We start from the raw sequence: 20,780 nt of genomic DNA, 5'->3' as shown, positions 1-20,780 counted from the left end.
GCCGCTGGCGCGCAAACGCCAGCGGCTTTTTCGTGGGCCGCACACCCCGGAAGGGCGCGCCGCTCAGCGGCGCGAGCGGGGCGTGAGCACGCTCGGCAGCGCCTTCGGCAGCGTGTGCGGCCAGTCGCGGCTGTAGTGCAGCCCGCGGCTTTCGCGGCGCGAGTACGCGCTCTTCACGATCAGCGTCGCGACGTCGACGAGGTTGCGCAGTTCGAGCAGGTCGCGCGTCACGCGGAAGTTCGCGTAGTACTCGTGGATCTCGTCGCGCAGCAGCGACAACCGGTGCTTCGCGCGCTCGAGACGCTTGTCGGTACGCACGATGCCGACGTAGTTCCACATCAGCCGGCGCAGTTCGTCCCAGTTGTGCGCGACGACGACTTCCTCGTCCGCATCCGACACACGGCTTTCGTCCCATGCGGGTAGCGTGCCCGGCGTTTCTGCGTCGAAGCCGGCCGCCTCGATTGCCTCGGCCGCCGCACGGCCGATCACGAGGCATTCGAGCAGCGAGTTGCTCGCGAGCCGGTTCGCGCCGTGCAGCCCCGTGTACGACGTTTCGCCGACCGCATACAGTCCCGCGAGGTCGGTGCGCCCCGCGAGGTCGGTGACGACGCCGCCGCACGTGTAGTGCGCGGCCGGCACGACCGGGATCGGCTGCTTCGCGATGTCGATGCCGAATTCGAGGCAGCGCGCGTGGATCGTCGGGAAGTGCTCACGCAGGAATGCTTCTGGCTGGTGGCTGATGTCGAGATATACGCAGTCGATCCCGTGCTTCTTGATTTCGAAGTCGATCGCGCGCGCGACGATGTCGCGGGGCGCGAGTTCCGCGCGCGGGTCGTGCGCGGGCATGAAGCGCGTGCCGTCCGGCAGTTTCAGCAGGCCGCCTTCGCCGCGCACGGCTTCCGAAATCAGGAACGATTTCGCGTACGGATGGAACAGGCAGGTCGGATGGAACTGGATGAATTCCATGTTCGACACGCGGCACCCCGCGCGCCATGCCATCGCGATGCCGTCACCGGTCGCGGTGTCGGGATTGGTCGTGTAGAGGTAGACCTTGCCGGCGCCGCCGGTCGCGAGCACCGTGTGCGGCGCCTCGATCGTGATCGTGCGGTCGTTGTCGACGTCGAGCGCATACAGGCCGTGGCAGCGGCGGCCGGGCAGTCCGAGCCGGTCCGACGTGATCAAGTCGATCGCATGATGGTTTTCGAAGAACGTGATGTTCGGATGCTGGCGCGCGCGGTCGGACAGCGTCGCGAGCACCGCATGGCCGGTCGCGTCGGCCGCGTGGATGATGCGGCGGTGACTGTGGCCGCCTTCGCGCGTCAGATGGAAACCGAGCTCGGCCGCGTCGTCCTTCGTGAACGGCACGCCCTGCGAGATCAGCCATTCGATCGCTTCGCGCCCATGCTCGACGATGTAGCGCGTCGCGCCTTCGTCGCACAGCCCGCCGCCGGCGACCAGCGTGTCACCGACGTGGTTCTCGATGCTGTCCGCCGAATCGAGGACGGCCGCGATGCCGCCTTGCGCGTAATCGCTTGCCCCCTCCATCATCGAACGTTTCGCGATCAGCGCGACACGTCGCGTGCTGGCCAGGTTCAGTGCGACCGACAGCCCTGCCAGGCCGCTGCCGACGATCGCCACGTCGAATTTCATGCTGCATCTCCATCGTTACGCTTTGGTTCTTGTGCGTTCCGTCGGCCGTGGCCGCGGAAAGGGGAGAGCATACCGCGTCGGGCCCGTGCGTGCGCGCAAAACAAAAAGCCCCGCATGTGCGGGGCTTTTCGGTCGCCGTCAGGCTTGCAGAAACCGGAGATTACTTGATCTTGGTTTCTTTGTATTCCACATGCTTGCGGACGACGGGATCGAACTTCTTGATCGCCATCTTTTCCGGCATGTTGCGCTTGTTCTTCGTGGTCGTGTAGAAGTGACCCGTACCAGCGGTCGACTCGAGCTTGATCTTGTCGCGTGCGCCTTTTGCCATGATTGTGCTCCTTGGGCTTAGGCTTCGCCGCGTGCGCGCAGGTCAGCGAGCACGGAATCGATGCCGTTCTTGTCGATCAGGCGCAGGCCGGCGTTCGAGACGCGCAGGCGCACCCAGCGGTTTTCGCTCTCCACCCAGAACCGGCGGTTTTGCAGGTTCGGCAGGAAGCGGCGCTTCGTCTTGTTGTTTGCGTGGGAAACGTTGTTGCCGCTCATCGGCGCTTTCCCAGTTACTTGGCATACGCGTGCCATGAGAGCACTCCTAATACGCTAAATTCGGGGTTCGATCGCCGATGAAGGTTCCATCGTGCCGCCACGTGATCCATGGCCGCACTCAGAACGCCAAAGCCTGTACAGACAAGGCCCTTCGATGGCTAGAACTGGTTGGAAAAAAGACAGACGACGATTCTAGCAGAAAAAGTTCAGAAAAATCAAACCCAATTTCGCCTCGTCGTTGCGGCGCACCCGGGGTGGGTCGCCGGGCCACAGTCTACAGCCAACCGGCGCGTGCGAACGAAAATGTATCGTCGCTGCCGACGACGACGTGATCGAGCAGCTTCGCGTCGACGAGCGTAAGCGCTTCGTGCAGCATGCGTGTCAGGCGGCGATCCTCCGCGCTCGGCTGCACCGCGCCGGACGGATGATTGTGCGCGATGATCAGCGCCGCGGCATTGAGCATGAGCGCGCGCCGCACGATTTCGCGCGGGTAGACGACCATCCGCGTCAGCGAGCCGCGCGCGCTCTCTTCCACGTCGATCAGGCCGTGACGGGCATCCAGGTACAGCGTGACGAAAACCTCGTGCGCCCGTGTGCCGATCCTGAGCCGCAGATAATCCTCGACCGCGCCTGGCGAGCCGATCTGCATTCGCTTGCGGGCTTTCTCGGCCAGCGCGCGCCGCACGATCTCGGTCACCGCGATCAGCACCGCCGAGCGGGCGGGGCCGATGCCCGGATGCATGGCGAACGCGTCGGGCTGCGCGTCGAGCATGTCGCGCAGCGAATCGCCGAAACGTGCGAGCAGCGCGCGGGCGCTGGCGAACACGTCGTGGCCGCCGCCGCCCGTGCCGAGCAGCAACGCGACGAGTTCGGCGTCGGTGAGCGCGGCCGGGCCGCGCTCCAGCAACCGCTCGCGCGGCAGATGGGATTTCCAGTTTCGCGGGCGGCGCTTGCGCGACGGCCCGGCTGCGTCGATGCGGCGGGCCGCGGCAACCGTTGTATCGGCCGTGTCGCGACATTCGGTCGCCGCGGCGGCGGGACAGGGGGACAGCATGATCCAGAACTCCATTGGCGGCGGGCATGAGCGCGATGTCGTCGCACTTTCAGCCTTGCGCGCTCAGGTGACTTACAATATTGGCTTTGCGCCGGGCCTTTCGGCCAGTTCGGGCGCCGACGAACACGAGTCATTCATGAGCATCATCGATCTATCCGAAGTGAAGCCCGGTTCCCACGTGACGCTGCATTACCGGCTTGCACTGGCCGACGGCGCCGACATCGTCAACACCTTCTCCGACAAGCCCGCCACGCTGCTGCTCGGCGCCGGCCAACTGGCGCCCTCGCTGGAACAGATTCTGATCGGGCTCAAGGTGGGTGACCATTCGACTTATCAGCTAACGCCCGAGCAAGGGTTCGGTCCCCGCAATCCCGACATGCTCCAGCGCGTGACGTTGTCGACGCTGCGCGAGAACGGGATGGTCGGCGAGGATTTCACGCCGGGCGACCTGATCGAGTTCAACGCGCCGGACGGCGGCCGCTATGCAGGGGTGCTGAAGGAAGTCAGCGAAACCTCGGCGCTGTTCGACTTCAATCATCCGCTCGCGGGCCAAGCGCTCACGTTCGAAGTGAAAATCATCGGAATCCTGTAATCATGAGCACCACCGATACGCTGTCCGGGCAGACCGTCGCCGCCGATGCCGAAATCTTGCTGGCCCAGCCGCGTGGCTTCTGCGCGGGCGTCGATCGCGCGATCGAGATCGTCGAGCGCGCAATCGCGATGCACGGGGCGCCGATCTACGTGCGCCACGAGATCGTCCACAACAAGTACGTGGTCGAGGACCTGAAGAAGAAAGGCGCGATCTTCGTCGAGGAACTCGAGGAAGTGCCGGCCGGCAACACCGTGATCTTCAGTGCGCACGGCGTGTCAAAGGCCGTGCGCGACGAGGCCGACGTGCGCGGGTTGCGCATTTACGACGCAACCTGCCCGCTCGTCACGAAGGTGCACGTCGAAGTGGCGAAGATGCGCCAGGACGGCGTCGACATCGTGATGATCGGCCACAAGGGCCACCCGGAAGTCGAAGGCACGATGGGGCAGGTCGAGCGCGGCATGCATCTCGTCGAAAGCGTCGAGGACGTGCAGAAGCTCGAGCTCGCCGATCCCGAGCGCATCGCGCTCGTCACGCAGACGACGCTGTCCGTCGACGACGCGGCCGAGATCATCGGCGCGCTGAAGGCGAAGTATCCGAAGATTCGCGAACCGAAGAAGCAGGACATCTGCTACGCGACGCAAAACCGCCAGGACGCGGTGAAGTTCATGGCGCCGCAGTGCGACGTCGTGATCGTCGTCGGCAGCCCGAACAGCTCGAACTCGAGCCGTCTGCGCGAAGTGGCGGAGAAGCGCGGCGTGGCCGCATACATGGTCGATGCGCCCGAGCAGATCGATCCGGCATGGGTCGCCGGCAAGCGCCGCATCGGCGTGACGGCCGGCGCATCGGCGCCGGAAGTGCTCGCCCAGGCCGTGATCGCGCGGCTGCGTGAGCTCGGCGTGCGCAACGTCCGCGCCCTCGACGGCATCGAGGAAAACGTGTCGTTTCCGCTGCCGCGCGGGCTGAACTTGCCGCCTGCCGCCTGATTGCCGCATCGCACCCGAGGTACTCCGAAGCGCGCCGCTTGGCGCGCTTTTTTTTGCGCTGCGAAAATGACATCGCAACCATTGTTCACATCAATGGTGCAACCGGGTTGCTATCGATGCGCCCAGCCGTTTCTCAAAATTGGTTGCAATGCAGGAAAACCCCATCGAATCAGGATTATTGGCGTCCTATAAATGGAGTTACAATGCGCCCGTTTTCAGGCCGGAATGGCTTTGAAATCGGGTTTTGGCAAGGCGCGGGAGACCTACTCGATGCATGTGAAGTTGGCTTACGCCATGTCCGTCGCCGCACCGGTTGCAATGCTTGCCGGCTGCAGCAAAAAGAGCGACGACGAGGCGGGCAGGGACGCTGCGGCACGCGCGGTACCGGCAGTCAGCGACATGCGTGCTGCCGGAACCGGTCGTGCGGCGCCGTCGGTGTGCCGCATTGCGCAATGGGACTGTGACAAGGACAACGGGGCACGTTTGGCGATCGAGGAATTCAACGCGCAGGGCTCGAAGATCGGCATGCATTCCGCACGGCACGCAGCACATGTCGGCGGCGCTGCCATCGACCGGGCGACGGGCACGCCGATTGCCCGGCAGCGAGCCGCGCAACGTGATGCGGCAATGACGGGGCGCGCCGAGCGACGGACGCCCGGATTTCGGGGCAACGCAGGCGACGTGCAGATGTCGGCGACCCTTCATTTCGATTCGACGAAACAGCGTATCGCCGCGACCCATCGCGTCGCGGCGGGCGGCCTGCTTCGTTTCGATGATTCCGATGCAGTCCTGACGAAAGTCGGGCGCAGCCTGCACGATGCCGGTTCGGGCGCCGCGCGGGTGGCGACGCACGGCCCGCTTGCCGCGCAGGCGACGGCGTCCGGCATCGGAGCACAAACCCTTGGCGACAACGGCATGTGCGCCGCCAAGGTGGTCGAGCCCGCGGGCGACGCGGCGCGGAACCTGATCTGCCCGGAGGCGGGGTTCGCCCCGGCCCGGACGGAAAAAGGCATGGCGTTCGGGAAACCGGACACCGGCCGTTGCGGCACGCTGCCCTACGACTTCAAGGAGGCCAAGTACACCGTCCTCGATGTCGTGACGATTTAGCGACGGGACTCACGATGGCACCGGAACAGTGCGGTGCCGTTTCTGTATCCGCTCCGGCGGCAGGTCCGGCCGTACAGGCCGGGCGGCGCGCGCCGGGACGATCCACCCTTACCGGTATCGACTAGTACCCGCAGTGTCGCCGAGAAGGCGCGATTCCTCGCTTACCCGCGGGGCGCAACGTCCTCCGGCAGCATGGGCCAAGGAGCTTTAAATGGATATTTTCATCCAGCAGATCCTCAACGGGCTGGTGCTCGGCAGTGTGTACGCCATCATCGCGTTGGGTTACACGATGGTGTACGGCATTCTCGGCATCATCAACTTCGCGCACGGCGACGTGCTGATGATCGGCGCGATGGTCGCCCTGTCGGCGATCACCGTGCTGCAGAACCATTTCCCCGAACTCGGCAACGTCGCGACGCTGACGATCGGCCTTGGCATCGCGGCGGTCGTCTGCGCGTGCGTGGGCTATACGATCGAGCGGGTCGCGTACCGGCCGCTGCGCCGCGCGCCGCGTCTCGCCCCGCTGATCACCGCGATCGGCGTGTCGATCCTGCTGCAGACGGCCGCGATGATCATCTGGTCGCGCAACCCGCTGCCGTTCCCGCAACTGCTGCCGACCGATCCGATCAACGTGATCAAGGCGACCGACACGACGCCCGGCGCCGTGATCTCGGTGACTGAAATCGTGATCATCGCGGTGGCGTTCATCGTGATGGCCGGCCTCCTGCTGCTCGTGCACAAGACCAAGCTCGGCCGCGCAATGCGTGCGATCGCCGAAAGCCCGAACACCGCGAGCCTGATGGGCGTGAACCCGAACTTCGTGATTTCGGCGACGTTCATGATCGGCTCCGCGCTCGCCGCGCTGGCCGGCGTGATGATCGCGTCCGAATACGGCAACGTGCACTTCTACATGGGCTTCATCCCCGGCATGAAGGCGTTCACGGCGGCGGTGCTCGGCGGGATCGGCAACCTCGGCGGCGCGATGGTCGGCGGCGTGGTGCTCGGCCTGATCGAGCAGCTCGGCGCGGGCTACATCGGCAACCTCACGGGCGGCGTATTCGGCAGTAACTACCAGGACGTGTTCGCATTCATCGTGCTGATCATCGTGCTGGTGTTCCGTCCGTCGGGCCTGCTGGGCGAACGTGTCGCGGACCGCGCGTAACGGAAGGGGAGCAAACAACATGACATCCATTCAACCGATCGAATCCTCGACGTCGCTCGTCGAAGAGCGCAACACGACCAAGACGGTCATCATCGGCATCCTGACCGCGGCGTTCGTGATCGCGGCGCCGATCATCATCGGCTCGGCGGGCGGCAACTACTGGGTCCGCGTGCTCGACTTCGCGATGCTGTACGTGATGCTCGCGCTCGGCCTGAACGTGGTGGTCGGCTTCGCCGGCCTGCTCGACCTCGGCTACATCGCGTTCTACGCGGTGGGCGCGTACACGGCGGCACTGCTGAGCTCGCCGCACCTGACCTCGCAGTTCGAGTGGATCGCGGCGCTCGCGCCGAACGGCCTGCACATCCCGTTCCTGATCATCGTGCCGATCGCGATGGCGCTCGCGGCGACCTTCGGGATCCTGCTGGGCGCGCCGACGCTGCGCCTGCGCGGCGACTACCTGGCGATCGTGACGCTCGGCTTCGGTGAAATCGTCCGGATCTTCATGAACAACCTCGACCGTCCGGTGAACATCACCAACGGCCCGAAGGGGATCACGGGCATCGATCCGGTGCACGTCGGCGGCTTCAACCTGTCGCAGACGCATTCGATCTTCGGCTTCCAGCTGCCGTCGGTGTACATGTACTACTACCTGTTCGTGCTCTGCGCGCTGCTGGTGATCTGGGTCTGTACGCGCCTGCAGCACTCGCGTATCGGCCGTGCATGGGCCGCGATCCGCGAAGACGAAATCGCCGCGAAGGCGATGGGCATCAACACCCGTAACGTGAAGCTGCTCGCGTTCGCGATGGGCGCGTCGTTCGGCGGCCTGTCGGGTGCGATGTTCGGTGCGTTCCAGGGCTTCGTGTCGCCCGAGTCGTTCACGTTCTGGGAATCGATCGTCGTGCTCGCGTGCGTGGTGCTCGGCGGCATGGGCCACATCCCCGGCGTGATCCTCGGCGCGGTGCTGCTCGCGATCTTCCCGGAATTCCTGCGCTCGACGATGAGCCCGCTGCAGCACGCGCTGTTCGGCCATGACATCGTCGATACCGAAGTGATCCGTCAGGCGCTGTACGGCCTCGCGATGGTGATCATCATGCTGTATCGCTCGGAAGGCCTGTGGCCGGCGCCGAAGCATGAGGACAAGATCGCGAAACTGGCGAAGCGCAACAGCAAGAAGCCGGTGCGCGCTTAACCAACGGACAAGGGGATATCACACATGAGCGACAAGCAAATCCGACTGTCCGTCAAAGGCGTGAACAAGCGCTTCGGCGGCTTGCAGGCACTGTCCGACGTCGGCCTCGAGATCAAGGAAGGCGAGATCTACGGCCTGATCGGCCCGAACGGCGCCGGCAAGACGACATTCTTCAACGTGATCACGGGCCTGTACACGCCGGACTCCGGCGAGTTCAAGCTCGACGGCACCGAATACAAGCCGACCGCGGTGCACCAGGTCGCGAAGACGGGCATCGCGCGCACGTTCCAGAACATTCGCCTGTTCGGCGGGATGACCGCACTCGAGAACGTGATGGTGGGCCGCCACGTGCGCACCAAGCACGGGCTGCTGGGCGCGGTGTTCCAGACGCCGGCCGAACGCCAGGAAGAGCGCGAGATCAAGGAACGCGCGATCGAGCTGCTCGAATACGTCGGCGTGCTGCAGTACGCCGACTACACGTCCCGCAACCTGTCGTACGGTCACCAGCGCCGGCTGGAAATCGCCCGGGCGCTTGCGACCGACCCGAAGCTGCTCGCGCTCGACGAGCCGGCGGCCGGGATGAACGCGACCGAGAAGGTCGAACTCACGCGCCTGCTCGACAAGATCCGCTCGGACGGCCGCACGATTCTGCTGATCGAGCACGACGTGAAGCTCGTGATGGGATTGTGCAACCGGATGACGGTGCTCGATTACGGCAAGGTGATCGCCGAGGGTCTGCCGCAGGACGTGCAGAAGAATCCGAAGGTGATTGAGGCATATCTCGGCGCAGGGGTGCACTGATGGCAGCGGCAATGTTGAAAATCAAGGGCTTGCAGGTCAACTACGGCGGCATTCAGGCCGTCAAGGGTGTTGACATGGAAGTCCGTCAGGGCGAACTCGTGACGCTGATCGGCGCGAACGGTGCCGGCAAGACCACGACGATGAAGGCGATCACCGGCCTGAAGCCGTACTCGGCGGGCGACATCGAGTACGACGGCAAGTCGATCAAAGGCATCCCGCCGCACGAGCTGCTCAAGCGCGGCCTCGCGATGGTGCCGGAAGGCCGCGGGATCTTCGCGCGGATGTCGATCGTCGAGAACATGCAGATGGGCGCGTACCTGCGCAGCGACAAGGAGCAGATCAAGAAGGACGTCGACCGGATGTTCGGTTTCTTCCCGCGCCTGAAGGAGCGGGCGACGCAGCTCGCGGGCACGCTGTCGGGCGGCGAGCAGCAGATGCTGGCGATGTCGCGCGCGATTCTGTCGAAGCCGAAGTTGCTGCTGCTCGACGAGCCGTCGATGGGCCTGTCGCCGATCATGGTCGAGAAGATCTTCGAAGTGGTGCGCGAGATCTCGAAGGAGGGCATCACGGTGCTGCTGGTCGAGCAGAACGCGCGCCTCGCGCTGCAGGCGGCCGACCGCGGTTACGTGATGGACTCGGGCACGGTCACGATGGAAGGCGACGCGAAGCAGATGCTCGACGATCCGAAGGTGCGGGCCGCGTATCTGGGCGAATAAGCGGGCCGGCGCGGCGCGGCGGCGGATGCCGGCGTGCCGCGCAAGGGCTTTCGAAAAGCTGTCACGGGATGCCGTGGCAGCTTTTTTTTCGTGCGGCGCGCGCGGCGACGAACTGTGCGTGCGGATGCGACTCCATGCATTCGGCGGTGACGCCGACCATGCGGCGCGGGACCCGGAGCGGAGCGTCCGAAACCGGCCGTCCGCAACCGGCCGTCCGCGACCGGCCGTCCGCAACCGGCCGTCCGCAACCGGCCGTCCGCAACCGCTCGTCCGCAACCGGCCGTCCGCAACCGCTCGTCCGCAAACCGACACGCGGGCTGCGTAGCATGGTCGATCCATCGGGACACGGAGGGCACGAATGAGTCTGGACTACGGTTTCGTGAAGGCGAAGGTGACGTCGGTGGCGCGGCTGAAGGGCTCGCCGCACGGCAGCGAAATTCAGTATCACATCCACCTGACGCTCGCATTGCCGACCGGCGACTGGGACGTCGCGATCAACGTCGGCACCAACGACGCGGACGACCTGCTCAACTACAAGCTCGTCTACGATTTCCATCATCCGATCACGGCGACGCTCGCGGCCGCGGCCGAAGGCTACACCGATCTCACCGGACACACCGCGCTGCCCGCGCTCGACTATTTGCGCAGCGACATCCTGAACGAGACGGGCGCATGGCGCGCCAGCGCGGTGATGGACGGCACCGAGAACGCGGAGCCGATTCCGTCGCTGCTGCGGCTCGTCAACGCCGCGCAGTCGCAGGGGCTCGACGTCGTCGTGTTCGGCCGCACGTATTCGGAAGGCAACGGCATCCACGACACGCACATGAACCAGGGCTCGACGGGCCCGAACTACCTGCACCGCGCGGGCGACGACCACAACGATCACAACGACGTCTGGCAGGACGGCGCGCTGATCGTGCGCGTGAGCGACACGCAGTGGGCCGCGTATTTCGCGGCGTTCGAGCAGCAGGCCGTGCCGACCGATGCGCTCGGCAATCCGCTGCCTGACGCGGGGCCGATCACGCGCTGATGGAGGGTGCTGCCGGCGGCGTCAGGCGGCCGGCAGCGTCTTGCCGAACGAGATGCGTTCCTCGACGCGATAGCCGAGTGCCGCATAGAAGCGGCATGCGTCGTCGTTGCCGGGCAGCACCTGCAGATTGACTTTCAGGCAGCCGCGCGCGGCGAGCGCGCGTTCCGCATGCGCGATCAGCGCGCGGCCGATGCCGAGTCGCCGTGCATCGTTCGACACGCCGAACGAGTAGAGCCAGCCGCGATGTCCGTCGAAACCCGCCATCAGTGTGCCGACGACCCGCGCGCCGCTGGTCGCGACGAAGAACAGCTCCGGCTGCGTCGCGAGCTTCAGCTCGATCGATCGCAACGGATCGCGGTGCGGCGGCGCGCCGGGCTCGTCGTACTGCGGGAACGCGTCGCGCCAGACCGCGAGCACGGCATCGGTGTCGGCGCGTTCGAACGGGCGGATAGCGACAGCATCGGCGGCGGCGTCCATCGCGGCGGTCTCCTTAGAGCGTGTCGAGGACCGACCGCAGCATCGCCATCATCTGGTCGATTTCCTCGGTCGTGACGTTCAGCGCGGGCATGAAGCGCAGCAGGTTCGGGCGCGCCGCGTTCAGCAGCAGGCCGTCGGGCTGCATGTCGCGCGCCTTCTCGACGATCTGCGGGCCGATGTCCTTGCCGAGCAGCAGCGCGCGCAGCAACCCTTCGCCGCGCTCCCCCTCGAAGCCGCGCTCCTCCGACAGTTCGAGCAGCCTGCGCTTCAGGTATTCGCCACGCGCACGCACGCCTTCGAGGAAACCGGGCGCGACGAGTTGCGAGATCACCGAATGGCCGACTGCCGTCATCAGCGGGTTGCCGTTGTACGTGCCGCCCTGGTCGCCGGCCTCGAACACCGCGACGTCTGCCTTCGACAGCAGCGCGCCGAGCGGTGCGCCGCCGCCGATGCCCTTCGCGAGCGTCATGATGTCCGGTTCGACGCCGGACAGCTCATACGCGAACAGCGTGCCCGCACGGCCGCAGCCGCTCTGCACTTCGTCGACGATCAGCAGCAGGTCGTGCTGCTTCGTCAGCGCGCGCAGCGCCTGCATGAACTCGCGCGTTGCCGGAATCACGCCGCCTTCGCCCTGGATCGGCTCGAGCATCACCGCGACGGTCTTGTCGGTGATCAGTTTCTCCACCGAGTTGATGTCGTTCAGCTCGGCTTTCGGGAATCCCGGCACCTGCGGTGCGTAGAGCGTGTCCCAGCCCGGCTTGCCGCTGGCCGACATCGTCGCGAGCGTGCGGCCGTGGAAGCTGTGGTCGAACGTGATGATCTCGTACGCGCCGTTCTTGAACTTGCGGCCCCACTTGCGCGCGAGCTTGATCGCGCCTTCGTTCGCTTCCGCGCCGCTGTTCGTGAAGAACACCTTGTCGAACACGCTGTGCTGCGTGAGCAGGCCCGCGAGCTTCGCCATCGGTTCGTTGTAGAACGCGGGCGACGGGTTCAGCAGCTTCTCGGCCTGCGTCTTCAGCGCTTCGACGATGCCGTCGTTGCAGTGGCCGAGGCTGTTGACGGCCCAGCCCTGGATGAAGTCCAGATAGCGCTTGCCCGTGTGATCGTAGAGCCACGAACCCTTGCCGTGCGTAAACACGATGTCGGGGCGGTTCGTGATGTACATCAGCGAGTCGATCGGGTAATCGTTCATGGGCATGGCAGCAGGCTCCAGCGGGCGTTGAAAGGGAAACGGGCAATAAAAAAGCCACGGAAGGCCGTGGCTGGTAGGTCGAACAGCTTGTGCGTAACCGGTGAAGCGGAGGAGGGTTACGCGCGAGTCCGTGACGAGCCGGCGGCATCCGGGCGGAGCGGCGAGCGGCGACGTCGGAGAGCGGACAGGAAGCGGTTCATGTGCGCAAGCATAAGGCATCCCGCGTCCCACTGTAAACCGCCGCGATGCCACGGATGTGACACGGCGGCGCGCAACAGCGAACGCGGGCGCGCCCGGTGCTCAGACCGGATGGGCGAGATCCGCGGCGCTCGTAAACGAGTCCGCGTAGAACTCGTCTGCGGGCAGCGCGTGGTGCTGCGTGAAGTCGCGCTGCGCGGATTCGACCATCACCGGCGCACCGCATGCGTATACCTGGTAGCCCGACAGGTCGGGCAGGTCCTCGATGACCGCGCGATGGACGAAGCCGGTGCGGCCCGTCCACTGGTCGGCGTCGTCCGGCTCGGACAACACCGGCACGTACTTGAAGTTCGGAATCTCGCGCGCCCATTGCTCGGCGAGCTCGCCGAGATAGATGTCCTTCTTGCGGCGCGCGCCCCAGTAGAGCGTCATCGGGCGCGTGATGCCCGTGTGCTTCACGTGTTCGATGATCGCCTTGATCGGTGCGAAGCCGGTGCCCGATGCGAGCAGCACGATCGGCTTGTCGGACTCCTCGCGCAGGAAGAACGTGCCGAGCGGGCCTTCGAAGCGCAGGATGTCGCGCTCCTTCATCGCGCCGAACACGTGGTCGGTGAACTTGCCGCCCGGCATGTGACGGATGTGCAACTCGATCGGACCTTCCTCGTGCGGCGCGTTCGCCATCGAGTAGCTGCGGCGCGAACCGTCCTTCAGGATGAACTCGACGTACTGGCCCGCGAGGTATTGCAGGCGTTCGTTGGCGGGCAACTGCAGCTTCACGACCATCACGTCGTCCGCCTTGCGTTCGAGCGCGGCGATCCGGCACGGCAGCTTCTTCACCTGCACGCCGTCGACGCCGGCGATCTCACGCACGTCGATCTCGAGGTCGCATTGCGCCTTCGAGCAGCAAAGCAGCGCGAGGCCGCGCGTGCGTTCGTCGTTGGACAGTGCCGACGCGGCGTGCGGGCCCTGTTCGATCTGGCCCGACACGATCTGGCCCTTGCAGGAGCCGCACGCGCCGTTCTTGCATCCATACGGCAGATGGACGTTCTGGCGCAGCGCCGCCGCCAGCACGGTTTCGTCCGATTCGACCTGGAACTGCCGGCCGCTTTGCTTGAGAGTAACGTTGAATGCCATAGAACCAAATAGAACAAAATGTGGGGACCGTGCATGTCGGCACGGCAGCTACAATGCAAACCCGTTGCGCGCCGCGCAACGGTGGCTACTGATTTCGCAACCAACATGATCGCGACTCGAATCCTGCGCCGGCCGCGCGCACTGATCGTCGGCTGCGGCGACGTCGGCCTGCGCTGCGTCGCGCAATGGCGCGCCGCCCGCGGCAACCTGCGCATCGTCGCGCTGACGAGCCACCCGGGCCGCTGCGACGAATTGCGCGCGGCAGGCGCAACGCCGATCGTCGGCGACCTCGATCGCCGCGCGACGCTCGGACGTATCGCGGGGCTCGCCCGCACGATCCTGCATCTCGCGCCGCCGCAATCCGACGGCCGGGACGATCGCCGCACCCGCGCACTGATCGCCGCATTGTCCGTGCCTGCGCGGCGACCCTTCGCACCGCCGGTGTCGTCGGTCGGCCGCCTGCGCGCGCTGCGTGCCGCGACCCGACAGGCCGGCGTGCCGGCGCGGGCAGCTATTGTACCCGACGCCCCTCGCGTGCCGACGCTCGTCTACGCGAGCACCACGGGCGTCTACGGCGATTGCGGCGGGGCGCGCATCGCCGAAACGCAGCCGCTGCGCCCCGCGAACGAGCGCGCATTCCGGCGCGTGTCGGCCGAGCGTCAGCTGCGCGCGGCGACGGTGCGCGGCGTGCTGTCCGCGCGCATCGTGCGCATTCCCGGCATCTATGCGGCGAACCGGCTGCCGCTCGCGCGCCTCGAGCGCGGCACGCCGGCGCTCGACGCGGCCGACGACGTCTACACGAACCATATCCATGCGGACGACCTCGCGGCGATCCTGCGACGCGCGGCCGTACGCGGCAAACCGGCGCGCGCCGTGCACGCGTCGGACGACAGCGAACTGCGGATGGGAGAATATTTCGACCGGGTCGCGCAGGCGTTCGGCCTGCCGCTGCCCCCGCGGATCAGCCGCGTGGACGCCGAGCATCGGCTCGAGCCGACGCTCCTGTCGTTCATGCGCGAGTCGCGTCGCCTGTCCAACGCGCGGCTCAAGGCCGAATTGTGCGTGACGTTGCGCTATCCGACCGTAGACGAATTCCTTCAAACGCTCGCGCCGCCCGGCGCGTCAGGTGAGCGCCGGTAACGCCTCGATCAGCAGGAAGCACAGCAACGCACCGATCAGCGCGCCGATCAGGTTCGGATGATATTTGTGCTTCATGTGCATCGTGGCCAGCAGGGCGCCGATCACGATCGCACCCATGATCGCGAAGGCGATCATCACGTACGACAGTTCGAAAGAATGGTTGATGTTCATGATGTCTCCCCTGCATCGCTGCTCGTACAGCTTGTGATTTCAGTATAGCGGGGGATCGTGCGGCCGCGACGCGGTCCGGCACCGAACGATCGTGCGGATTTTCCCTTACAGGGTTTTGACGGGATTGCGCAGCGCTGAAAGGTCGTCTTCCCCGAGCCAGCGCCACGCACCGGGCGCCAGGTCGTCCGGCAGCGCGAAACCGCCGATGCTTTCGCGGTGCAGCGCCTCGACGCGGTTGCTGGCCGCGGCGACCATGCGTTTCACCTGATGATATTTGCCCTCGAGGACGGTCAGCGCGAGCATGTGCGTGTCGCGCGCGTCGGCGGCGACCGCCGCGATCGGCTTCGGCTCGCCGTGCAACTGCACGCCGGCGCGCAGCGCGTTCAGTTGGGCGTCGTCGAGCGGGTGGCGCACGGTCGCGACGTACGTCTTCGGCACTTTGCGCTTCGGCGACGTGTATGCGTGCACGAACTGGCCATCGTCGGACAGCAGCAGCAGGCCCGTCGTGTCCTGGTCGAGGCGGCCGACGCACTGCACGCCGCGGGCGACGAGCGGCGCGGGCAGCAGGCTGAACACGCTCGCGTGGTGTTGCGGCTCGCGCGAGCATTCGTAGCCCGCCGGCTTGTTGAGTGCGAGATACGCGCGGGCGTGGAACGGCCACGCGGTGTCGTCGACCGTGAACACGAGGCCTTCGGTGTCGAACGATGCGTCGGGGTCCGTCGCGCGCGCGCCCGCGACGGTGACGCGGCCCGTTTCGATCAGGCCGCGGCACTGGCGGCGCGAGCCGAAGCCCTGCGTATAGAGAATGCTTTCGAGGTCCATAGCGCGCGCATTCTATCAAGCGGCGCGCCCGCATCGGCACGAACCCGTCCGCGCTGGTAAGCTGCAGGGCGCCGCGCACGACGCGGCGCACGTTCCGGCTTCACGGAAAGGCGGTGTCAGCGTGAAGTTGCGCCACGTCGGCGGCAGGTCCGTGCAACGGCTGCCGCCGTTTCCTTCCGACACGGAGTTTGCCGCATGAGTCCGACGACGCTCGATGCACTCGCCGATTTTCCCCGCCAGCTCGAAGCCCATTTCGCCGCCGTTCCGGACGGCTATGCGCGCTGGACCCCCGCCGACTGGACGGGCATACCGAGCGAGCACTTCTCGCCGCTCGGACAACTCTGCCACGTGCGCGACATCGAGATCGACGGCTACCACGTGCGGTTGAGGCGGATGCTCGCTGAGAATCATCCGCTGCTCGAGTCCGTCGATGGCGATGCGCTCGCGATCAAGCGCCGCTACGACGACGCGCACGCGTCCGATGTGCTGGCGGCGATTCGCGACGCGCGGCGCGAGACGCTCGACGTCGTATCGCGCCTGACGCCCGAGCAATATGCGCGCACCGGCGACTTCGAAGGCTATGGCGTGCTGACCGTGCGCGGACTCCTGCATTATCTGTGCAGCCACGACCAGCAGCATCTGGCCGGCATGCAGTGGCTGCTCGGCAAGATCGACGCGGCGCTTTACGCACGCTGATCCGCGCGCATGCAGCGGCGGCGCGACGTGCCGCCTCGAGCAGATTTCGCCGCCCGCGTCGGTGCGGCAGCCGACCATTCCCCAGGCCTGATTGGATCGCTTTTCTGGATAATCCATCCAGCCCCGCGCGGCTGACCGGCGCGTGCCGCGTGCCTACACTCCTAGCTTCATTCAACGCAAAAAGGAGTCAACCGTGGCTACTCACACGCTCGCAGACAAGGTCGTCCTGATCGCAGGCGGCGCCAAGAATCTCGGCGGGCTGATCGCCCGGGATCTGGCCGGCCACGGCGCGAAGGCGGTGGCGATCCACTACAACAGCGCGGCATCGCAGGCGCAGGCGGAGGAGACGGCCGCCGCCGTGCGCGCAGCCGGCGCGCAAGCCGCGACGTTCCAGGCCGACCTGACGACGGCCGCCGCGGTCGAGAAGCTGTTCGGCGACGCGAAGCAGCGCTTCGGCAAGATCGACATCGCGATCAATACCGTCGGCAAGGTGTTGAAGAAGCCGTTCACCGAAATCTCCGAAGCCGAATACGACGAAATGTTCGCGGTGAACAGCAAGTCGGCATTTTTCTTCATCAAGGAAGCGGGGCGGCACCTCGAGGATCATGGCAAGCTCGTCACGCTCGTGACGTCGCTGCTCGGCGCGTTCACGCCGTTCTATGCGGCCTACGAAGGATCGAAGGCACCGGTCGAGCACTTCACGCGCGCGGCGTCGAAGGAATACGGCGCGCGCGGCATCTCGGTGACGGCGGTCGGGCCGGGCCCGATGGATACGCCGTTCTTCTATCCGGCCGAAGGCGCCGATGCGGTCGCATACCACAAGACGGCGGCGGCGCTCTCGCCGTTCAGCAAGACCGGCCTCACCGACATCGAGGACGTCGTGCCGTTCATCCGCCATCTCGTGACCGACGGCTGGTGGATCACCGGCCAGACGATCCTGATCAACGGCGGCTATACGACCAAGTAACACGCTGTCCGGACGGTCGTCGAGAACGCGCGGCGCTCGCAATGGCGCGTTTGCATGGACAATGGGCGGGTGCGCGGATACAACGCCGCGCGCCCGTTTTCCTTGTGCCGCCGGGCCGGCCGCGACGTGCGGCGCTCGCCGGTGACGATCGTTCGAACCCACGTTTTCCGCCCGCCGATGGACAAGCTGGACCAGGTCAGAATCTTCCTTCAGGTAGCCGAGATGGGCAGCTTCATCAAGGCTGCGCATGCGCTCGACGTGCCGCGCGCGACGGTGTCGGCGGCCGTCCAGCAACTGGAGGCCGCGCTCGGCGCGCGGCTGCTGCATCGCACGACCCGGCAGGTGCAGCTGACGGCCGACGGCGCGCTGCTGCTCGAGCGCGGCCGGCGGCTGCTCGCGGAGGCCGACGACCTCGATCGCCTGTTCCGCCGTCGCGAGCGCGACGTGATCGGGCGCCTGAGTGTCGACGTGCCGAGCCGGATCGCGCGCCGCGTGATCGCGCCCGCGTTGCCGTCGCTGTTCCGCCGCTACCCGAAGCTCCAGCTGTCGCTCGGCTCGACGGACCGCTCGATCGATCTCGTGCAGGAGGGTGTCGACTGCGCGATCCGCGTCGGGCGGCTCGCGGACAGCAGCCTCGTGGTCAGGCCGCTCGGCCGGTTCGCGCTGATCAACTGCGCGAGCCCCGACTATCTGCGCGAATGCGGCGTGCCCGACCATCCGGATGCGCTCGCGCACGGGCACTGGGCGATCGGCTATGCGTCGCCGACGACGGGGCGCGAACTCGCGTGGGAATACTGCATGGACGGCAACCGGCACGCGCTGACGCTGCCGAGCCGCGTGATCGTGAACAACGCGGAGACCTATATCGCGAGCTGCATCGCCGGGCTGGGCCTGATCCAGATTCCGCGCTTCGATGTCCAGCATCTGCTCGACGGCGGCGCGCTCGTCGAGGTGATGCCTGGCTACCGCGCCGCGCCGATGGACGTGTCGGCCGTGTATCCGCATCGTCGGCACCGGTCGCGGCGGCTCAACGCGTTCGTCGACTGGTTCGGCGAGTTGATGGCGGAAGCGTTGAACGACGTCGGCGGCGCGGCCGGCAGCGGCGACTGAAAGCCGCGTCGTTTCCCAGCTCTCAAATCGTTCGCCATTCGCCGGCCGGTGACTCCGAGCGATCGGCATAGGTGCGACGCGGCAGGCGCGGCACGTCCGCTGCGCGCGGCCATCGCGCCGCGCGTTCAGGCGGCGAACCGGCGCGTGCGCCCGGTCGCGCGCACCGCGTCGATCAACGCGGCGCCGGCCCCGCCGGGTTTCGACGCGAATGCGTAGAAGCGCGCGGCCGGCAGCGTCGGCAGTCCGTCTTGCACGCCGCATTCGCGCAGGCCGTCGCGCAACTGGCTGCGTGCGAGCGCCGTGACCGCGAAGCCGGCGAGCGCGGCCGACACGCAGCCGGCCATGCTGCCGCTTTCGAACAGCACGCGAAACGGCCGCAGCGCGGCGGCGAGCGCGGCCACCGCGGCTTCCCGATACACACACGGCTCCGGAAACAGCGCGAGCGGCACGCCGCCGTCGGCGTCGAGGGCCGTATCCGCCGCGAAAGCCCACACCAGCGGTTCCTCCCACAGCGGTTCGCCGGGCGTGTCGACCAGCCGGCATTGCTTGCCGAACACGACATCGAGCCGGCCCAGCGCTTGCTCCCGCAGCAGCGACGCGGTGATGCCGACCTTCAGTTCGATCGACGTGCGCGGATGGCTGTCGCGGAACGTGCGCAGCACCTGCGGCAGCAGCCACGTGCCGGCGAAATCCTCCGACGCGCCGACGCGCAGCGGGCCGTGCGCCGGCGCGCCGCGCAGCCGGGCGCGCACTTCGCGCTCCATGTCGACGATGTTGCGTGCGTACGCATACAGCGTGTCGCCGGCCGGCGTGAGCGCGACGCGGCGCGTGGTGCGCGCGAGCAGCAGCGTGCCGGCCGCCTGCTCGAGCCGCTTGATGTGGCCGCTGACCGCAGATGGCGTCAGCGCGAGACGTTCGGCGGCCGGCGCGAATCCGTGGCGATCGACCACCTCGAGGAAGGTGCGGAGCAGCGTGATGTCGAGCGCGGTCGACGCGGGATCGGTCGGCGGTTCCATCGATGCATTCAACGTGATATTCGAACAATGAATCATGATACTCCGCGAATCGTGATGAGATCGGGATCTACCATCGATCTCAGGACTGAACCTGGAGGAGGGCACGATGACTGTTTATCGGCATGCGATGACCGCGTCGCTCGACGTCGCGTATCTGGAATGGAATCCGCGAGGTGAGCGGGTGGCCGTGTTGCTGCACGGCTGGCCGGACAGCCCGGCCGGGTGGGAAGCCGTGGCGCAAACGCTGAGCCTGCGCGGCTATCGCGTGCTGGCGCCGGCATTGCGCGGCTTTGCGCCGACCCGTTTTCGCGATCCGGCGACCCCGCGTAGCGGCCGGCTCGCGGCGCTCGGCCGCGACCTGCTCGAGTTCGTCGACGCGCTCGGCGTCGAGCGGCCGGTTCTGGTCGGGCACGACTGGGGCGCCCGCGCGGTAGCGAACGCGTGTGGCTTGCGCGACGGGGCGGCGTCGCATCTGGTGATGCTGTCGGTCGGGTACGGCACGAACGATCCGGCTCAGCCGCTGTCGCTGCAGCAGGCGCGCAACTACTGGTACCACTGGTATATGGCGACGCCGCGCGGCGAGCAGGCGTTGCGCGACGATCGCCGCGCGTTCGCGCGCCTGATGTGGGACACATGGTCGCCGGCCGGCTGGTACGACGAACGTGACTTCGACGCGGCCGCCGACGCGTTCGACGGGCCTGACTGGATCGACGTGGTGCTGCATTCGTATCGTTATCGTTGGGGATTCGTCGACGGTGGGGCCGCGTATGCGGAAGACGAAGCGAAACTGACGCCGGCGCCGGTGCTGTCGCTTCCGACGCTGGTGCTGCACGGCGCCGCGGACGCCTGCAATGGGCCCGAGACTTCCGCCGGGCGCGAGCGATTCTTTACCGGCCGCTACGAGCGCGCCGTGCTCGACGGCGTCGGGCATTTTCCGCAGCGCGAGGCACCGCGAGCGGTCGCGGATGCGATCCTGCAGTTCTCCGAGCATGGCTGAGCGCGCGGCGCGTACATTGGGGCGGGGCGGTCG

At 66.7% G+C, this 20,780-nt stretch carries 23 protein-coding genes; 13 read left to right on the top strand and 10 right to left on the bottom strand.

Translation table 11 applies throughout. From position 1 onward, the window contains the following. Positions 1-63: 63 nt before the first annotated feature. The 4 genes from nadB to radC all read right to left on the bottom strand — a co-directional run bounded on the left by nadB (position 64) and on the right by radC (position 3,247). Positions 64-1,650, bottom strand: a complete 1,587-nt coding sequence (gene nadB / locus WS51_RS22980) for an L-aspartate oxidase (protein ID WP_059450938.1) — start codon at positions 1,648-1,650, stop codon at positions 64-66. A 160-nt stretch (positions 1,651-1,810) separates the two neighbouring features. Beyond that, on the bottom strand, positions 1,811-1,978 hold the full coding sequence (rpmG, locus tag WS51_RS22975; RefSeq protein WP_006478046.1) for a 50S ribosomal protein L33: 168 nt from the start codon (positions 1,976-1,978) through the stop codon (positions 1,811-1,813). Between the two features lie 17 nt (positions 1,979-1,995). Then, on the bottom strand, positions 1,996-2,229 hold the full coding sequence (rpmB, locus tag WS51_RS22970; RefSeq protein WP_004186391.1) for a 50S ribosomal protein L28: 234 nt from the start codon (positions 2,227-2,229) through the stop codon (positions 1,996-1,998). Positions 2,230-2,467: 238 nt separating this feature from the next. Next, positions 2,468-3,247, bottom strand: a complete 780-nt coding sequence (gene radC, locus WS51_RS22965) for a RadC family protein (protein ID WP_059508219.1) — start codon at positions 3,245-3,247, stop codon at positions 2,468-2,470. Positions 3,248-3,383: 136 nt separating this feature from the next. Here radC and WS51_RS22960 point away from each other — a divergent pair, with 136 nt between their 5' ends. The 8 genes from WS51_RS22960 (at position 3,384) to WS51_RS22925 (ending at position 10,827) form a co-directional block, all read left to right on the top strand. Beyond that, positions 3,384-3,839, top strand: a complete 456-nt coding sequence (locus WS51_RS22960) for an FKBP-type peptidyl-prolyl cis-trans isomerase (RefSeq protein WP_059450939.1) — start codon at positions 3,384-3,386, stop codon at positions 3,837-3,839. A 2-nt stretch (positions 3,840-3,841) separates the two neighbouring features. Beyond that, positions 3,842-4,822, top strand: a complete 981-nt coding sequence (gene ispH / locus WS51_RS22955) for a 4-hydroxy-3-methylbut-2-enyl diphosphate reductase (RefSeq protein ID WP_057926066.1) — start codon at positions 3,842-3,844, stop codon at positions 4,820-4,822. A gap of 270 nt (positions 4,823-5,092) precedes the next feature. After that, positions 5,093-5,929, top strand: a complete 837-nt coding sequence (locus WS51_RS22950) for a type 1 periplasmic-binding domain-containing protein (RefSeq protein WP_081060584.1) — start codon at positions 5,093-5,095, stop codon at positions 5,927-5,929. A 211-nt stretch (positions 5,930-6,140) separates the two neighbouring features. Continuing rightward, the gene (locus WS51_RS22945) at positions 6,141-7,091 is read left to right on the top strand and encodes a branched-chain amino acid ABC transporter permease (protein WP_059450941.1); all 951 of its coding nucleotides are present in this window, start codon (positions 6,141-6,143) and stop codon (positions 7,089-7,091) included. A gap of 19 nt (positions 7,092-7,110) precedes the next feature. Then, entirely contained in the window at positions 7,111-8,280 is a 1,170-nt protein-coding gene (locus tag WS51_RS22940) for an ABC transporter permease subunit (RefSeq protein ID WP_059450942.1), read from the top strand. Positions 8,281-8,304: 24 nt separating this feature from the next. Further along, positions 8,305-9,081, top strand: coding sequence for an ABC transporter ATP-binding protein (locus WS51_RS22935; RefSeq protein ID WP_011352945.1), 777 nt, complete (start codon positions 8,305-8,307; stop codon positions 9,079-9,081). Then, positions 9,081-9,797, top strand: coding sequence for an ABC transporter ATP-binding protein (locus WS51_RS22930; RefSeq protein WP_059508166.1), 717 nt, complete (start codon positions 9,081-9,083; stop codon positions 9,795-9,797). Before WS51_RS22935 ends, WS51_RS22930 begins: the two co-directional genes overlap by 1 nt. Before the next feature lie 358 nt (positions 9,798-10,155). Continuing rightward, positions 10,156-10,827 carry a DUF2278 family protein gene (locus WS51_RS22925; RefSeq protein WP_059945329.1) on the top strand — a complete coding sequence of 224 codons (672 nt, stop codon included), beginning with the start codon at positions 10,156-10,158 and terminating at the stop codon, positions 10,825-10,827. A gap of 21 nt (positions 10,828-10,848) precedes the next feature. On the opposite strand, the gene WS51_RS22920 is transcribed toward WS51_RS22925, so the two are convergent. The 3 genes from WS51_RS22920 to WS51_RS22910 all read right to left on the bottom strand — a co-directional run bounded on the left by WS51_RS22920 (position 10,849) and on the right by WS51_RS22910 (position 13,828). Further along, on the bottom strand, positions 10,849-11,304 hold the full coding sequence (locus WS51_RS22920) for a GNAT family acetyltransferase (protein WP_059450945.1): 456 nt from the start codon (positions 11,302-11,304) through the stop codon (positions 10,849-10,851). A gap of 13 nt (positions 11,305-11,317) precedes the next feature. Then, positions 11,318-12,502 carry an acetylornithine transaminase gene (locus WS51_RS22915; RefSeq protein ID WP_069229815.1) on the bottom strand — a complete coding sequence of 395 codons (1,185 nt, stop codon included), beginning with the start codon at positions 12,500-12,502 and terminating at the stop codon, positions 11,318-11,320. A 294-nt stretch (positions 12,503-12,796) separates the two neighbouring features. Beyond that, the gene (locus WS51_RS22910) at positions 12,797-13,828 is read right to left on the bottom strand and encodes a CDP-6-deoxy-delta-3,4-glucoseen reductase (protein WP_059450947.1); all 1,032 of its coding nucleotides are present in this window, start codon (positions 13,826-13,828) and stop codon (positions 12,797-12,799) included. Between the two features lie 105 nt (positions 13,829-13,933). On the opposite strand from WS51_RS22910, the gene WS51_RS22905 reads away from it, so the two are divergent. Continuing rightward, positions 13,934-14,968, top strand: a complete 1,035-nt coding sequence (locus WS51_RS22905) for a Rossmann-fold NAD(P)-binding domain-containing protein (protein ID WP_059508169.1) — start codon at positions 13,934-13,936, stop codon at positions 14,966-14,968. On the opposite strand, the gene WS51_RS22900 is transcribed toward WS51_RS22905, so the two are convergent. After that, positions 14,951-15,139, bottom strand: a complete 189-nt coding sequence (locus tag WS51_RS22900) for a hypothetical protein (protein ID WP_059450949.1) — start codon at positions 15,137-15,139, stop codon at positions 14,951-14,953. The two genes, WS51_RS22905 and WS51_RS22900, sit on opposite strands and share 18 nt — an antisense overlap. A 105-nt stretch (positions 15,140-15,244) precedes the next feature. Beyond that, positions 15,245-15,961: a pseudouridine synthase gene (locus WS51_RS22895; protein WP_060296121.1), complete on the bottom strand. Its 717-nt coding sequence runs from the start codon at positions 15,959-15,961 to the stop codon at positions 15,245-15,247. A 195-nt stretch (positions 15,962-16,156) separates the two neighbouring features. Between WS51_RS22895 and WS51_RS22890 the strand changes: the two genes are divergently transcribed. The 3 genes from WS51_RS22890 (at position 16,157) to WS51_RS22880 (ending at position 18,734) form a co-directional block, all read left to right on the top strand. Beyond that, positions 16,157-16,657, top strand: a complete 501-nt coding sequence (locus WS51_RS22890; RefSeq protein ID WP_069229814.1) for a DinB family protein — start codon at positions 16,157-16,159, stop codon at positions 16,655-16,657. Between the two features lie 193 nt (positions 16,658-16,850). Then, positions 16,851-17,624, top strand: a complete 774-nt coding sequence (locus WS51_RS22885) for an SDR family oxidoreductase (protein WP_059450952.1) — start codon at positions 16,851-16,853, stop codon at positions 17,622-17,624. Between the two features lie 177 nt (positions 17,625-17,801). Further along, on the top strand, positions 17,802-18,734 hold the full coding sequence (locus WS51_RS22880) for a LysR family transcriptional regulator (RefSeq protein ID WP_069229813.1): 933 nt from the start codon (positions 17,802-17,804) through the stop codon (positions 18,732-18,734). 125 nt (positions 18,735-18,859) lie between these two features. Here the strand turns inward: WS51_RS22880 and WS51_RS22875 are convergent, their stop codons facing one another. Beyond that, positions 18,860-19,750: a LysR family transcriptional regulator gene (locus WS51_RS22875; protein WP_069230032.1), complete on the bottom strand. Its 891-nt coding sequence runs from the start codon at positions 19,748-19,750 to the stop codon at positions 18,860-18,862. A 106-nt stretch (positions 19,751-19,856) separates the two neighbouring features. On the opposite strand from WS51_RS22875, the gene WS51_RS22870 reads away from it, so the two are divergent. Then, complete coding sequence (locus tag WS51_RS22870; RefSeq protein ID WP_069229812.1) at positions 19,857-20,747, top strand: alpha/beta fold hydrolase; 891 nt, start codon at positions 19,857-19,859, stop codon at positions 20,745-20,747. The last annotated feature ends 33 nt before the right edge of the window (positions 20,748-20,780 follow it).

Origin of the sequence: Burkholderia territorii, from assembly GCF_001718335.1 — a bacterium.
Taxonomy (GTDB): domain Bacteria; phylum Pseudomonadota; class Gammaproteobacteria; order Burkholderiales; family Burkholderiaceae; genus Burkholderia; species Burkholderia territorii.
The sequence above is the reverse complement of the archived record's forward strand: the minus strand, read 5'-3'. Positions and strand labels throughout refer to the sequence as shown.

What these genes read in the sequence shown, in the direction of transcription:
- WS51_RS22945 (WP_059450941.1), top strand. Translation starts at nt 6,141, where the DNA reads ATGGATATTTTCATCCAGCAGATCCTCAACGGGCTGGTGCTCGGCAGT.
- WS51_RS22930 (WP_059508166.1), top strand. Translation starts at nt 9,081, where the DNA reads ATGGCAGCGGCAATGTTGAAAATCAAGGGCTTGCAGGTCAACTACGGC.
- nadB (WP_059450938.1), bottom strand. Translation starts at nt 1,650, where the DNA reads ATGAAATTCGACGTGGCGATCGTCGGCAGCGGCCTGGCAGGGCTGTCG.
- WS51_RS22935 (WP_011352945.1), top strand. Translation starts at nt 8,305, where the DNA reads ATGAGCGACAAGCAAATCCGACTGTCCGTCAAAGGCGTGAACAAGCGC.
- ispH (WP_057926066.1), top strand. Translation starts at nt 3,842, where the DNA reads ATGAGCACCACCGATACGCTGTCCGGGCAGACCGTCGCCGCCGATGCC.
- WS51_RS22925 (WP_059945329.1), top strand. Translation starts at nt 10,156, where the DNA reads ATGAGTCTGGACTACGGTTTCGTGAAGGCGAAGGTGACGTCGGTGGCG.
- WS51_RS22910 (WP_059450947.1), bottom strand. Translation starts at nt 13,828, where the DNA reads ATGGCATTCAACGTTACTCTCAAGCAAAGCGGCCGGCAGTTCCAGGTC.
- WS51_RS22905 (WP_059508169.1), top strand. Translation starts at nt 13,934, where the DNA reads ATGATCGCGACTCGAATCCTGCGCCGGCCGCGCGCACTGATCGTCGGC.
- WS51_RS22940 (WP_059450942.1), top strand. Translation starts at nt 7,111, where the DNA reads ATGACATCCATTCAACCGATCGAATCCTCGACGTCGCTCGTCGAAGAG.
- WS51_RS22900 (WP_059450949.1), bottom strand. Translation starts at nt 15,139, where the DNA reads ATGAACATCAACCATTCTTTCGAACTGTCGTACGTGATGATCGCCTTC.
- rpmB (WP_004186391.1), bottom strand. Translation starts at nt 2,229, where the DNA reads ATGGCACGCGTATGCCAAGTAACTGGGAAAGCGCCGATGAGCGGCAAC.
- WS51_RS22870 (WP_069229812.1), top strand. Translation starts at nt 19,857, where the DNA reads ATGACTGTTTATCGGCATGCGATGACCGCGTCGCTCGACGTCGCGTAT.
- radC (WP_059508219.1), bottom strand. Translation starts at nt 3,247, where the DNA reads ATGCTGTCCCCCTGTCCCGCCGCCGCGGCGACCGAATGTCGCGACACG.
- WS51_RS22960 (WP_059450939.1), top strand. Translation starts at nt 3,384, where the DNA reads ATGAGCATCATCGATCTATCCGAAGTGAAGCCCGGTTCCCACGTGACG.
- WS51_RS22875 (WP_069230032.1), bottom strand. Translation starts at nt 19,750, where the DNA reads ATGGAACCGCCGACCGATCCCGCGTCGACCGCGCTCGACATCACGCTG.
- WS51_RS22880 (WP_069229813.1), top strand. Translation starts at nt 17,802, where the DNA reads ATGGACAAGCTGGACCAGGTCAGAATCTTCCTTCAGGTAGCCGAGATG.
- WS51_RS22920 (WP_059450945.1), bottom strand. Translation starts at nt 11,304, where the DNA reads ATGGACGCCGCCGCCGATGCTGTCGCTATCCGCCCGTTCGAACGCGCC.
- WS51_RS22950 (WP_081060584.1), top strand. Translation starts at nt 5,093, where the DNA reads ATGCATGTGAAGTTGGCTTACGCCATGTCCGTCGCCGCACCGGTTGCA.
- rpmG (WP_006478046.1), bottom strand. Translation starts at nt 1,978, where the DNA reads ATGGCAAAAGGCGCACGCGACAAGATCAAGCTCGAGTCGACCGCTGGT.
- WS51_RS22890 (WP_069229814.1), top strand. Translation starts at nt 16,157, where the DNA reads ATGAGTCCGACGACGCTCGATGCACTCGCCGATTTTCCCCGCCAGCTC.
- WS51_RS22915 (WP_069229815.1), bottom strand. Translation starts at nt 12,502, where the DNA reads ATGCCCATGAACGATTACCCGATCGACTCGCTGATGTACATCACGAAC.
- WS51_RS22895 (WP_060296121.1), bottom strand. Translation starts at nt 15,961, where the DNA reads ATGGACCTCGAAAGCATTCTCTATACGCAGGGCTTCGGCTCGCGCCGC.